This is a genomic window from Paucibacter sp. KBW04 (assembly GCF_003852425.1).
Lineage (GTDB): Bacteria > Pseudomonadota > Gammaproteobacteria > Burkholderiales > Burkholderiaceae_C > Paucibacter_A.
Genome location: NZ_QAJN01000001.1, coordinates 263315 through 275987 on the forward strand (window position 1 = coordinate 263315; position 12673 = coordinate 275987).

Below are 12673 nucleotides of genomic sequence, written 5' to 3' on the forward strand. Positions count from 1 at the left end.
GCATGTCCTCATCTCAAAGACCGGGAGCGTTTCTGCGCCCCTCAATCCTGACCTTGGCCCTGGTGGCCACACTGCAGTCAGGCGCCGCCTGGGCCGTGGAACCCTTCATCCTCAAGGACATTCGTGTTGAAGGCTTGAACCGAACCGACCCCGGTACGGTGTTCGCAAGCCTTCCCTTCCGCATCGGTGACACCTACAACGACGACAAGGGCGCGGCTGCCTTGCGCGCCTTGTTCGCCACCGGTTTGTTCAAGGACGTGCGCATCAATATCGATGGCAACTCGGCGGTGGTCATCATCGAGGAGCGGCCTATCATCGCCAACGTCAGCTTCGTCGGCCTGAAGGAGTTCGATACCGAGGCCCTGACCAAATCGCTGAAGGACGTGGGCATTGGCGAGGGCAAGCCTTTCGACAAGGCCTTGGCCGACCGCGCCGAGCAGGAGTTGAAGCGTCAATACCTGACCCGCAGCCTCTACGGCGCCGAGGTCACGACCACCATCACGCCGCTGGAACGCAACCGTGTCAACGTGAGCTTCTCCGTCACCGAGGGCGACCCAGCCAAGATCGGTGAGGTGCGCATCCTAGGCAGCAAGGTGTTCTCGGAGAGCACCCTGGTGGGCCTGATGGAGCAGACCACTTCGGGCTGGCTGACCTGGTACACCAAGACCGACCGCTACTCGCGTTCCAAGCTCAATGCCGACCTGGAAACGCTGCGCTCCTACTACCTGAATCGCGGCTATCTGGAGTTTGCCGTCACCTCCACCCAGGTGACGATTTCGCCCGACAAGCAAAGTATCAATATCGCCATCACGGTCAGTGAGGGCCAGCCCTACACCGTCACGGCGGTCAAGCTGGAAGGCGACTTCCTGGGTCGCGAAGAAGACTTCAAGCGTCTGATCCAACTCAAGCCCGGCCAGGCCTATCAGGGCGAGGCGGTGGCTCAGACCACGCGTCTGTTCTCCGATCTTTACGGCACTTTTGGTTACGCCTTCGCACGCGTCGACAGCCGGCCCGAGATCGACAAGGCCACCGGCCAGGTGGTGGTAACTTTCACCGCCGAGCCGCAACGCCGCGTCTATGTGCGCCGCGTCATCATTGGCGGCAATACCCGGACCCGCGATGAAGTGATCCGCCGCGAGTTCCGCCAGTTCGAATCGGCCTGGTATGACGGCCAGCGCATCAAGGCTTCGAAGGACCGGGTTGAGCGTCTGGGTTATTTCAAGCAAGGCGAAGTGACCATTGACACCCAGGAAGTGCCAGGCGCACAAGACCAGGTGGATGTGATCCTGACCGTGGTCGAGCGCCCCACCGGCAACATCATGGTGGGTGCGGGCTACTCCAGCCAGCAAAAGCTGTCCTTGACCGGCTCCATCCAGCAGGACAACGTGTTCGGCTCCGGCCACTCGCTGGGCATCCAGGTCAATACCGCATCCACCGGCCGTGCCTTGGTGGTGAGCGAGACCGATCCCTACTTCACCGTGGACGGCGTGTCGCGCTCGATCGACGTGTTCTACCGCACGCAAAAGCCCATCAACACCCTGGGCGAGCAGTATGAGTTGATCACCCACGGCGGCACGGTGCGCTTCGGTGTGCCCTTCTCGGAAATTGACACCGTGTTCTTCGGTCTGGGTTATGCCCAAACCACCATGAGCACCACCGCCGGTCTGCCCAATAGCTATCTGCTGTACGGCCGCTTGTTTGGCAAGAACAGCCGGGAGTTCCCCTTCACCATTGGCTGGCAGCGTGACAACCGCGACAGCATCATCTCGCCCACGGCGGGTCGCTATCAGCGCGTCAACTTTGAAATTAGCGCCCTGGGTGATGCGCGTTATGCCCGCGCCAATTTGCAGTACCAAGAGTACTTCCCCATCACCAACAAGATCACCCTGGGCGTGAACAGCGAACTGGGTTGGGGGCAAGGCCTGGGCGGCAGGCCCTATCCCATCTTCAAGAACTTCTACGCCGGTGGCCTGGGTTCGGTGCGGGTGTTTGAAGCCGGCTCGCTGGGTCCGGTGGACGTGACCGGCTCCTACTCCGGCGGCAATCGCAAGGTGAACGTCAATGCCGAGTTGTACCTGCCCGTGCCGGGCGGTGGTAATGACAAGACCTTCCGTCTCTTCGGCTTCTGGGATGCCGGCAATGTCTGGGGTCCGGACGAAAAAATCACCGGCGACTCCATCCGTTCCTCCGCCGGTATCGGCCTCAGCTGGTTGTCCCCCATGGGCCCGCTGCGCTTGAGCTATGGCACGCCATTGCGCAAGAAGCCCACGGATAGAATCGAGAAATTCCAATTCCAAATCGGGAATGCATTCTGATGAAAAGCATGTCATTGAAAGCGGTGGCGCTGTCCGCCATGATGTCGGTCTCCGCCTTGGCGGGTGCGGCTCAAGCCCAAGAGCTGAAGATCGGTTATGTCAACAGCGAGCGAGTCATTCGCGAAGCCAATCTGGCCAAGGCCGTTGGTCTGAAGCTGGAAGCAGAATTTGGCAAGCGCGAGAAGGACCTGAAGGATCTGGAATCCAAGCTGCGCGGTGCTGCCGAGAAGCTGGAAAAAGACGCGCCCACGCTGTCGGAATCTGAACGCAGCCGTCGTCAGCGCGATCTGGTCGAGCAAGACCGCGAACTGCAGCGCAAGCGCCGCGAGTGGCAAGAGGACCTGAGCCAGCGTAAGCAGGAAGAAATGTCGGTCATCGTGGACCGCGCCAATCGCGTCATCAAGCAGATTTTTGATGCCGAGAAGTACGACCTGATCGTGCAGGACGCCATCATGTCCAGCGCGCGCGTTGACATCACCAAGAAGGTGATCGACACGCTCAACGCTCAGAAGTGAGCGCGCAGGTGGCCCCAGAGGTTCACCTTGCTGATTTGATCGCCGCCTTGGGCGGCGATCTTATTGGTGAAGCCCAAACCCGCATCAGCCGCATCGCGCCGCTGGACGAAGCCGATGGGCAAACCATCAGCTTTCTGGCCAATCCGCGTTACCAGGCTCAGCTGGCGCAGACGAATGCGGCTTGTGTGATCGTCGCACCGGCCTTTGCCGAGGCGGCCGCTAAGCGAGGTGAGAAGGGTGGCGAAAAGGGCGGGGAAAGGGGCGGGGCGGTCATCGTCACGCCTGACCCTTACCTCTATTTTGCACGTCTGACGCAATGGTGGGCGGCGCGTAGCCGGCCGCTGGGCGCCGCGCGCATTCATCCAAGCGCGGTGGTTGACCCCAGCGCCCGGCTCGGCGCGGGTGTGGACGTGGGCCCTTTGGCCGTGATCGAGGCCGAGGCCGAGATCGGTGATGGCGCCCGCATTGGCGCGCATTGCGTGATAGCGCAGGGCGCTCGCATCGGTGCGGGCACGCGCCTGGCCGCTCGCGTCACCGTGGGCTTTGGCTGCGAGCTGGGCCAGCGCTGCATCGTGCACAGTGGCGTGGTGATTGGTGCGGACGGCTTTGGCTTCGCGCCCAACTTCAAGTCCGAGCAACCTGGCTGGGAGAAGATCGAGCAGCTGGGCAATGTGCGCATCGGCAACGATGTGGAGATTGGCGCCAACACCTGCATCGACCGCGGCGCCTTGGCCGACACGGTGCTGGAAGACGGGGTCAAGCTGGACAATCTGATCCAGATCGCCCACAACGTGCAGATTGGCCGGCATACGGCCATCGCCGGCTGCGCGGCGATTGCTGGCAGCACCAAGATCGGCGCCTTCTGCACCATCGGTGGCGCGGCCAATGTGGTCGGGCATCTGGTGCTGGCCGACCATGTGCATGTGTCGGCCGCCACCCTGATCAGCCGCTCCATCAGCCAGCCCGGACAGTACAGCGGCGTCTATCCCTTCGAGGACAATGCCAGCTGGGAAAAGAACGCGGCCACCCTGAGACAATTGCATTCCTTGCGCACCCGCTTGCGCGATCTTGAAAAAAAGAACACATGACCATGGACATCCACGCCATTCTGAAGAAGCTGCCGCATCGCTACCCGATTCTGTTGGTGGATCGCGTGCTGGAAGTCGAAGCCGGCAAGCGCATCTTGGCGATCAAAAACGTCAGCATCAACGAGCCCTTCTTCCTCGGCCACTTCCCCCATCGCCCGGTCATGCCGGGTGTGCTGATTCTGGAAGCCATGGCCCAAGCCGCCACGCTGCTGGCCCTGGAAAGCTCGGACATCAAGCTGGATGAAACCACGGTCGTCTACTTCGCCGGCATCGATAACGCGCGCTTCAAGCGCCCGGTCGAGCCCGGCGATCAGCTGCGCCTGGATGTGACGCTGGAGCGCGCCAAGGCCGGTATCTTCAAATTCAGTGGCAAGGCCTATGTGGGTGAGCAGCTGGCGGCCGAGGCCGACCTGATCTGCACCATGCGCAAAATCTCCGACTGAGACTGAGCGAGAGATAAGCCATGTCGTCCCGCATTCATCCCAGCGCCATCATTGACCCGGCGGCGGAGCTGGACTCCACCGTCACGGTAGGCGCCTACAGCTTGATTGGCCCGCATGTGCGCATCGCGGCCGGTACCACGGTGGGGCCGCATTGCGTGATCGAGGGTCGCACCACGATAGGCGCGGACAACAAGATCTTCCAGTTCAACTCCATCGGCGCCGTCCCGCAGGACATGAAGTACGCGGGCGAGCCGACCGAGCTGGTGATCGGCGACCGCAACAGCATTCGCGAGTTCTGCACCCTCAATCTGGGCACGGCTCAGGACGAGGGCGTGACCCGCATCGGCAGTGACAATCTGCTGATGGCCTATGTGCACATCGCCCACGATGTGCGTTTGGGCAGCCATATCGTGTTGGCCAATAACGCCACGCTCGCAGGCCATGTGCATGTGGGCGACTGGGCGACGGTGGGCGGCCTGTCGGGCGTGCATCAGTTCGTCAAGATCGGCGCTCACGCCATGATCGGCTTTCAAGGCCATGTGGCCCAGGACGTGCCGCCCTTCATGACGGTGGACGGCAATCCGCTGGCGGCCCGTGCCGTCAATGTGGTGGGCCTGCGCCGCCGTGGCTTCAGTGCCGAGCGCATCGCCGTGATCAAGCAGATCCACAAGCTGCTCTACCGCTCGGCCCTGACGTTTGAACAATCGCAGACCGAAATCGCGGCGCTGCAAGGTCAAGGGGCCGACGAGGATGTGGCATTGATGTTGAGCTTTTTAGCCGCAGCGACTCGCGGCATCGTGCGCTGAAGCCATGACCGACACTCCGCCTCGTTTTGGCATGGTGGCCGGCGAGGCCTCCGGTGATCTGCTGGCGGGCCTGCTCTTGGCCGGCCTGCGTGAGCGCTGGCCCGAGCTGCAAGCCTGCGGCATCGGCGGCCCGCGCATGGCGGCCCAAGGTTTTGAGGCTTGGTGGCCGCATGACAAGCTGTCCATCTTTGGCTATGTCGATGCCTTGCTGAACATCCGCGAGCTGCTGTCCATACGCAAGCAACTGGGCAATCGCCTGATCGCCTTACCGCCCGAGCAGCGGCCCGCAGCCTTCATCGGCATCGACGCGCCCGACTTCAATTTCGGCCTGGAGCAGCGCCTGCGCGAGGCCGGCATCAAGACCGTGCATTTCGTTTGCCCTTCGATCTGGGCCTGGCGGGCCGAACGGGTGGAGAAGATCAAGCGCTCGGCCGACCATGTGCTCTGCCTCTTTCCTTTTGAGCCCGAGATCCTGCGCAAGCACGGCATAGCGGCGAGCTATGTTGGTCACCCGCTGGCCGATGCGATCCCCTTGCACCCGCCCAAGGCCGAGAGCCGTGCCAGTTTGGGCCTGGCGCACAGCGACACCGTTGTGGCCTTGCTGCCCGGCAGCCGCCGCAGCGAGATCCGCTACATTGCCGAGCCCTTTTTGCGCGCCGCCGTCTTGATGCAGCAGCAGAGGCCCGAGCTGCGCTTCATCATGCCCATGGCACCGGGCTTGCGCGCCTTGATCGAGCCCTTGGTGGCTCGCGTAGCACCTGGGTTGAATCTGAGCCTGCTGGACGGCCGCTCCCACGAGGCCCTGGCCGCCTGCGACATCACCCTGGTGGCCAGCGGCACGGCGACGCTGGAGGCGGCCTTGTTCAAGCGGCCCATGGTGATTGCCTACCGCATGCACTGGCTCAACTGGTGGCGCATGAAGGGCCGCAACTACCAGCCCTGGGTGGGTTTGCCCAATGTGCTGGCGCGTGAGTTCCTGGTGCCCGAGCTGATTCAGGATGCCTGCACGCCCGAGGCCTTGGCCAAGGAGGGCCTGGCCTGGTTGGCGGACGAGAACCGCTATTTCCACGCCCAGGCCCGATTCGAACAACAACATCAAATGTTGCGCTGCAATACCGCGCAAAAGGCCAGCCATGCCATCGCGCAAGTCATCGGGCGTGCCTGAGCAATTGGGCCTGTCCTGGGCCGGTCCCGGCCTCTTGGCGGGGGTGGATGAAGCGGGGCGTGGCCCCTTGGCCGGGCCGGTGGTCGCGGCCGCCGTCATCCTGGACGATGCCGCCCCCATCCTCGGTCTGCGTGACTCCAAAATCCTCAGCGAGAAAAAGCGCGAGGCCTTGTTTGACGAGATCCGCGCCAAGGCCTTGTGCTGCTGCATCGCCGAAGCCAGTGTGGAAGAGATCGACCGCTTGAACATTCTGCAGGCCACGATGTTGGCCATGCGCCGTGCGGTGGAAGGCCTGCGCCTCAAGCCTTCTTTTGTGCAGGTGGATGGCAATCGTCTGCCTGTGCTCAAAGTGCCGGCCGAGGCCATCGTCAAGGGCGACGCCAAGGTGCAAGCCATCTCGGCCGCCTCCATCCTGGCCAAAGTGCACCGCGATCGCCAATGCCTGGCCATGCATGAGGCTCATCCGGCCTATGGCTTCGCCACCCACAAGGGCTACCCCACGGCCGAGCATCTGGCCGCCCTGCGCGAGCATGGCGCCACGCCTTTTCATCGACGTACATTCGGTCCGGTCCGAGCAGTTTTGGAGTTGGCTTCGTGAGCGAAAAAATCTTGCACATCACGTCGCGTGACAACCCCGCCCTGCAACGCCTGCGCAAGCTCAGCCAGGACGGCGGCGCTTATCGCAAGCTGGGTGGCGTTTGGCTGGAGGGCGACCATCTGGCCCGCGCCTGTCTGCAGCGTGGCCATGCGGTGACCTTGGCGGTGCTGACGGAGGAGGGCGCTCAGAACCCCGCTCTGCGCGACTTGGCCGATGCCGCCCCGCGCCAGCTGATCGTGCCCGCGGCCCTGTTCAAAGGCATCAGCGGCCTGGAGTCGCCGGCGCAAATCGGGTTCGAAATTCCGTTTGAAGCAGGGCAAGACCTGACCCCGGGCCTCGACAGCGTGGTGCTGGACCGCCTGCAAGACGCCGGCAATGTGGGCACGATTTTGCGCAATGCCGCAGCCTTTGGCTTCAAGCAGGTGCTGGCCTTGAAGGGCACGGCGGCGCTGTGGTCACCCAAGGTTTTGCGTGCCGGCATGGGCGCGCACTTCGGCCTGCACCTGATCGAGGGCCTCAGCCCGGCCGATCTGGACGCGCTGCAAGTACCGCTGATTGCGACCAGCTCTTACGCCGAGTCACAAATCCATCAGCTCACCCTGCCCAAGCCCTGCGCCTGGGTGATGGGCCACGAGGGCCAGGGCGTGCAAGCCGACTTGATGCAACGCTGCGCCCTGACCGTGGGCATCCCGCAGCCGGGCGGTGAGGAGTCGCTCAATGTGGGCAGCGCCGCGGCCATCTGCTTGTACGAAAGTGCCCGCCAACGCTTGGTTTAACTGATGCGCTGCGACATGAATCGCTCGTGATGCAAGAGCGACTCCTGCGCGCCCAGGGCTCGCACCGCGCTCAAGCAGTCTTCGGTGAACTCGGTGCTGCCGGCCACGAATACGCTGTGCGCCGAGAGATCGGGGAAGAGTTGGGGCAGCAGGCCGGGGAGCCGGCCGTGCAAGATCCCCGGCTTCTCCTCACCGGTCAGCGTCAGCTTCCAGCTGAAATTGCGATGCATGCGTGACCAGTAAACCAAGCGGCCCTTGGCATAAAAGTCTTCTTCGCTGCGGGCCGAGAACAGCAGGGTGACCGGCTTGCGGTAGCCCCGCTTCAAGGCCGCCTCGGTGAGCGAGAGCAAGGGCGCCAGGCCCGAGCCCGCCGCCAGGCACAGGACAGGCGTGTCGGCCTTGGGGTCGCCGATAAAGTTGCCGTAGGGCCCGGACAAGCTCAGCCCATCGCCGATGCCCACTTCTTCGTGCAGCCAGTTGCTGGTTTGGCCGCCGTCGACGCGGGTCACCTGCAAGACCAGGCTGCCGTCCTGGCGCGGCGCATTGGCCAAGGAGTAATGCCTGGGCGTGGCGCCGGGTTTAGGCGCCGTGATGGCCACGTACTGGCCGGGCCAAAAGCGCAGCGGTGCGCCCAGGGGCAGCAGCTGAAACTCGCAGATGCGCGGTGTGCGCTGGATCTTTTCCACCACCACATAAGGCATGCCTTCGCGGGGCGGGAAGAGCTTGGGTGAGGCATCGGCCGAGCCCCATTCGATCACCAGGCGCTCGGACAAAGGCTTGGCCATGCACATCAGGCCGAAGCCCTGTTTGCGCTCCTCCTGCGACAAGGCCATGTCCATCACAAAGCCTTGATCGAACTGGCCTTCCAGCACGCGCACCTTGCACTCGCCGCAAGCACCGGCGCGGCAGTTATTGGGCAGGGCGTAGCCGCCCCGCTCCAAGCTCATCAACACCGTGTCGCCATCGGCCACGGGAATGTTCTGGCCCGAAGGCGAGAGGGTGATGACTTTGCTCATAAGAAAGCCCTCGCTCAGAACACCGGGATGATGTCTTTCATGTCCACATCGCGCACCTCTTCACCCGAGATGCCCACCTCCGGGATGGCAGGGAAGGGGATGCCGTATTTGTCCAGCACGCCCTTGAGATTGAGCATGGCATTGCGCCAGTTCTCCTTCTTGGCCTCGTACTCGGGGATGTAGAAGCCAGCGTTGCGGGCCACGGTCTCGATCTCGCGCTGGTTGGGGATGAAGTCCGGGCCTATGTCCCAGAAGTCTTCCGGCGGCTCGAACAGCACGCCCGAGAGGAAGAGGAAGCCAGCGCGGATCTGCTTGGTGATCAAGGATTTGTCCGACAGATCCATCTTGGGATAGTCGCGCTCCATCAAGGCCATGCAGATGGCCATATGCCGACCTTCGTCGCGGCCCACCTTGCGGAAGCCTTCCTGGAACACCGGCTCGGTACACTTGGCCGCCATCTGGTGAAAGATGGTGGCCGCCGCGATCTCGCCCATCAAGAAGGAGCTGAACAGCACGGCCAGACTGTACTTGGGCACGGCGTTCTTATAGCCCGTCCAGTAGCGGCCGCCGTTGTGATACAGCCAGTGCGCGTTCTTCCAGGCCTTGCGGCCGATCTCGGTCTTGGGCTCGTAGGTGAGCGGGTCCGGGTGCTCCAGCAGCTTGGTGATGGCCAGGCCACAGAGTTGTTCGTGGTTTTGCTCGTCGCGCGTCACCGAGAAGAAGCAGCGGCGTACCGCGTCTTCTTCGTGGGCCTCGTAAGTCTTGATGAAGGCGGCGGCAAACACCGGCGGGGCCGAGGCGTCAAAGACCGAGAGCAGAGTCCACCAGTAGGCCATGGCCTCGCGTTCTTCCCAGCTGTAGCGCGAGGCGTCGAAAGTGTCCCAGGGCAGTTTCTTGGGGTCCCAGTACTCGCGCTGCGAGGCATCCCAAACCTCCTCCAGCTTGGCCGTCTCGCTGCGCCAGCTTAAAGGGTAGACATTGGGCTGCACCGTGGCGGGGGGCAGTTCCATGGTGTGGGCGATCCGTTCGTGGTGTGACATGGCCGTCTCCAAATATTGTTGAGATCAGGCCGGGCTGTGTGTAGACCTGATACGACAAATGGTAATTACTGCCAAGTCTGTATCATATTGACCTGGGTCAGAACTCGCGTTCCTGCCTGCTAGGGCTTTTCCCGGGGCCTCGGGCTGGGGCTTAGAGCAGACCGCCGAAGCGCTGGAAGACGTAAGGCGTCAGCGGCGGCACAAAGCCGGATTCGGCCTTGAGCTGGGCCAGCACATGGGCGTCCGCCGCCAGGTGCAGGCGCCGATACAGCTCGGCAGACAAGGCATAGGCCTGGGTGCCCGGCCAGCTTGGCGGCAGCAGGGCGGTGGGCAAATGCGGGTCGCGCAGCTGCACCCGGCGGAAGGAGTGAATCAGCAGGGTACGGGCCAGCAAGGCCGGGCCGGCTGGAATGGGCTGGCCGAGAGCCAGGGCTTGCTCCAGGCTGCTCAGCAAGGGGCTGAAACGTTGGATGAACTGCTCATAGTCGCTCGCCAACTGATCCAGGGGCCAGGCCTGGGTGGCGAACTCCTGCAGGGATCGACCCCGCAAGGGCGCGATCTCTTTGGCGGATAGAACGAAGACTTGATCGCGCAGGCCCAGACGGTGCAGCATGCTGGCCAGGGCATCGCGGCGCGGCGCTGGGTGGCCCAGCACACCCGGGCCCAGGGCCACAAAGCCCTCCCAGGCCAGCTCGCGCCGCAGCTGCAGGCGCGCCGGAGCGGCCTCGACACCCGCCTGCATGACGAGCAAGGTCCACTGACCGTCCCAGCCCTCGGGCGTGGCCGAGTAGATGCGGCTGTGAGCCTGCTCGAAACGGCTGAAGCCCTCGGGGGTGAGCTGGTATTCGCTGCGCCGGCCCTGGCGATTCGCGCGCAACCAGCCATCTTGCGTCAGCCGGAACACGCTGGTGCGCACCAGGCGCTCGTTCAGGCCCAGGGGCTCGGCCAGGCGTATCAGGCTTTTGAGCCAGAAATGCCCGCCATAGGGCGCGATGGAGTCGCCCAGCAAGGTGACGATCAGGGACTGGGCATTGAGCCGCTCGCTGGCCAAGGCCTGGTCAATCCAGTCGCGGAGCAGAGGTGTGGCGGGGCTCAAGATAGAGGCGTCGGTGGCAAGAAATGGGGGGCCTGGAGCATAGCGAAAGCGCAGGTGAATCAGAGCGTCAAGCCGATCACGCCCGCCGCGATGCAGGCCGCGCCGGCCAAACGCCAGCCGCGCTCGCCTTCCTTCAGCAAGGTCCCGCCCAGCAAAGCTGCGAACAGCATCGAAACCTCGCGCGTGGGTGCCACCCGAGACAGCGGCGCCAGCTGCATGGCATAGAGCACCAAGATGTAAGCCAGCGGGCTGCACACCGCCACCAGCAGGACGTAGCGCCACTGCAGACGCAGAGCGCCTGCAAAACCCTCAGGGTCGCGCCACAGCGCGGGCAACATAAAGGGCACGCGCAGCAGATTGCTGAAATAGTCCAGCAGCAGGGGCGAGATCAGCAAGACCTTGATGGCATAGCCGTCCACCACGGTGTAGCCCGCGATCAGGACGCCTATGAGGCCGCCCCATAGCAGGCCTAACTTTCTGCGCCGCTGGGCCTCGCCCACGCTGCGCCGCCACAGCCCCGGCCCAGCAGCAATCAGCACAATGCCCAGCACCACGGCCAGCAGGCCCAGGCTGCCGCGCAGGCCTAGATGCTCGTCCAGCAAGAGCAGGGCCGCGATGGCCGACATGGCCGGTGCACTGCCGCGCGCGATGGGGTAGACCACGCTCAGATCGGCCACCCGGTAGCCGGTCAACAAGGCGTTGAAATAGAGCAGGTGCAGGATGGCCGTGGCCAGCAAAACGGCCCAGATCTTGGCGTCGAAGGCGGCGACGACATCCCAGCCCACCACCCAGACCACCGGCAGCCAGATCACGCTGACCGTGAGCGCCGAGGCCAGAGCGAAGTGATGGTTGCCGCCGGCCTTTTTGGCCGCGAAGTTCCAAAAAGCATGCAGCAGCGCGGCGGCCAGCACAAGGGCTAGAGCGTTGGCGGGCACCTCAGTAGATCAAACGGTCCGGCCGCAGGTCGCGCAGAATGGTGGTGGCGATCTCTTCGATGGATTTGTGAGTGGAGGACAGCCAGGCGATGCCGTCCTTCTTCATCATGGCCTCGGCCTCGTTGACCTCGTAGCGGCAGTTGAGCAGATCGGCGTATTTGCTACCTGGGCGGCGCTCGTTGCGGATCTGGCTGAGGCGCTCGGGGTCAATCGTCAGTCCAAAGCATTTGCGCTTGTGGGCTACCAGCATGGAGGGCAGGCGACCGCGCTCAAAGTCCTCGGGGATCAGCGGGTAGTTGGCGGCCTTGATGCCGTGTTGCATGGCCAGGTAGAGCGAGGTGGGCGTCTTGCCGCTGCGCGACACGCCGACCAGGATCACATCGGCCACATCCAGATTCTTGGCCGATTGGCCGTCGTCGTGGGCCAGGGAAAAATTGATGGCCTCGATGCGGTCGTGGTACTCCTGGCTGCGCGCCACATCGGAAAAACGGCCGACCCGGTGGTTGGACTTGGTCTCGAACTCCTCTTCCAAGGGCTCGATAAAAGTGCCGAACATGTCCAGCACCCGGGCCTGGCAATGATCGCGCACGATCTTCAGCACCTCGCGGTCTACCAGGGTGGCAAAGACGATGGCCCGCATGCCCTCGCGCACGCTGGTCTCGTTGATCTCGCGCACGACGGTATAGGCTTTCTCCGGCGTGTCGATGAAGGGGCGGCGCACATGGCGGGGCTTGATGGGGAACTGGGCCAGGATGGAATTGCCGAAGGTTTCGGCGGTGATGCCGGTGCCGTCGGAGACAAAGTACACGGTGCGATTGGGCATGGTGGGGCGTCCTTAGTTCAGGCAGATCATAGGTTCACTTCGACCTGAGGCCGCCGC

The 12673-nt window shown here is 63.5% G+C and carries 13 protein-coding genes; 8 read left to right on the forward strand and 5 right to left on the reverse strand.

Features of this window, described 5'->3' with window-relative positions:
- The first annotated feature begins 2 nt into the window (after window positions 1-2).
- Genes bamA through DBR47_RS01250 form a run of 8 tightly spaced genes read left to right on the forward strand, consistent with a single transcriptional unit; the run spans window position 3 to window position 7706 of the window.
- Complete coding sequence (gene bamA, locus DBR47_RS01215; protein ID WP_124446171.1) at window positions 3-2315, forward strand: outer membrane protein assembly factor BamA; 2313 nt, start codon at window positions 3-5, stop codon at window positions 2313-2315.
- Complete coding sequence (locus DBR47_RS01220) at window positions 2315-2830, forward strand: OmpH family outer membrane protein (protein ID WP_124446172.1); 516 nt, start codon at window positions 2315-2317, stop codon at window positions 2828-2830. The genes bamA and DBR47_RS01220 overlap by 1 nt, the downstream gene beginning before the upstream one ends.
- 8 nt (window positions 2831-2838) lie before the next feature.
- Window positions 2839-3918 carry a UDP-3-O-(3-hydroxymyristoyl)glucosamine N-acyltransferase gene (lpxD, locus tag DBR47_RS01225; protein WP_124446173.1) on the forward strand — a complete coding sequence of 360 codons (1080 nt, stop codon included), beginning with the start codon at window positions 2839-2841 and terminating at the stop codon, window positions 3916-3918.
- Window positions 3919-3920: 2 nt separating this feature from the next.
- On the forward strand, window positions 3921-4361 hold the full coding sequence (gene fabZ, locus DBR47_RS01230; RefSeq protein ID WP_124446937.1) for a 3-hydroxyacyl-ACP dehydratase FabZ: 441 nt from the start codon (window positions 3921-3923) through the stop codon (window positions 4359-4361).
- 20 nt (window positions 4362-4381) lie between these two features.
- Complete coding sequence (gene lpxA / locus DBR47_RS01235; RefSeq protein ID WP_124446174.1) at window positions 4382-5167, forward strand: acyl-ACP--UDP-N-acetylglucosamine O-acyltransferase; 786 nt, start codon at window positions 4382-4384, stop codon at window positions 5165-5167.
- A 4-nt stretch (window positions 5168-5171) separates the two neighbouring features.
- Complete coding sequence (gene lpxB / locus DBR47_RS01240) at window positions 5172-6332, forward strand: lipid-A-disaccharide synthase (protein WP_231512071.1); 1161 nt, start codon at window positions 5172-5174, stop codon at window positions 6330-6332.
- Window positions 6301-6930 (forward strand): ribonuclease HII, encoded by a 630-nt coding sequence (rnhB, locus tag DBR47_RS01245; protein WP_124446175.1) that lies wholly within the window; start codon window positions 6301-6303, stop codon window positions 6928-6930. The genes lpxB and rnhB overlap by 32 nt, the downstream gene beginning before the upstream one ends.
- Window positions 6927-7706, forward strand: a complete 780-nt coding sequence (locus tag DBR47_RS01250; protein WP_124446176.1) for an RNA methyltransferase — start codon at window positions 6927-6929, stop codon at window positions 7704-7706. The genes rnhB and DBR47_RS01250 overlap by 4 nt, the downstream gene beginning before the upstream one ends.
- Here DBR47_RS01250 and DBR47_RS01255 read toward each other — a convergent pair.
- From DBR47_RS01255 to DBR47_RS01275, 5 genes are all read right to left on the reverse strand, one after another.
- On the reverse strand, window positions 7703-8722 hold the full coding sequence (locus DBR47_RS01255; RefSeq protein ID WP_124446177.1) for a 2Fe-2S iron-sulfur cluster-binding protein: 1020 nt from the start codon (window positions 8720-8722) through the stop codon (window positions 7703-7705). The genes DBR47_RS01250 and DBR47_RS01255 overlap by 4 nt on opposite strands.
- Window positions 8723-8736: 14 nt before the next feature.
- Entirely contained in the window at window positions 8737-9762 is a 1026-nt protein-coding gene (locus tag DBR47_RS01260; protein WP_124446178.1) for a hypothetical protein, read from the reverse strand.
- Between the two features lie 151 nt (window positions 9763-9913).
- On the reverse strand, window positions 9914-10858 hold the full coding sequence (gene paaX, locus DBR47_RS01265) for a phenylacetic acid degradation operon negative regulatory protein PaaX (RefSeq protein WP_197046802.1): 945 nt from the start codon (window positions 10856-10858) through the stop codon (window positions 9914-9916).
- Between the two features lie 59 nt (window positions 10859-10917).
- Window positions 10918-11793, reverse strand: a complete 876-nt coding sequence (locus DBR47_RS01270) for an EamA family transporter (protein WP_124446180.1) — start codon at window positions 11791-11793, stop codon at window positions 10918-10920.
- A gap of 1 nt (window position 11794) precedes the next feature.
- Complete coding sequence (locus DBR47_RS01275; RefSeq protein ID WP_124446181.1) at window positions 11795-12616, reverse strand: pyruvate, water dikinase regulatory protein; 822 nt, start codon at window positions 12614-12616, stop codon at window positions 11795-11797.
- Between the last annotated feature and the right edge of the window lie 57 nt (window positions 12617-12673).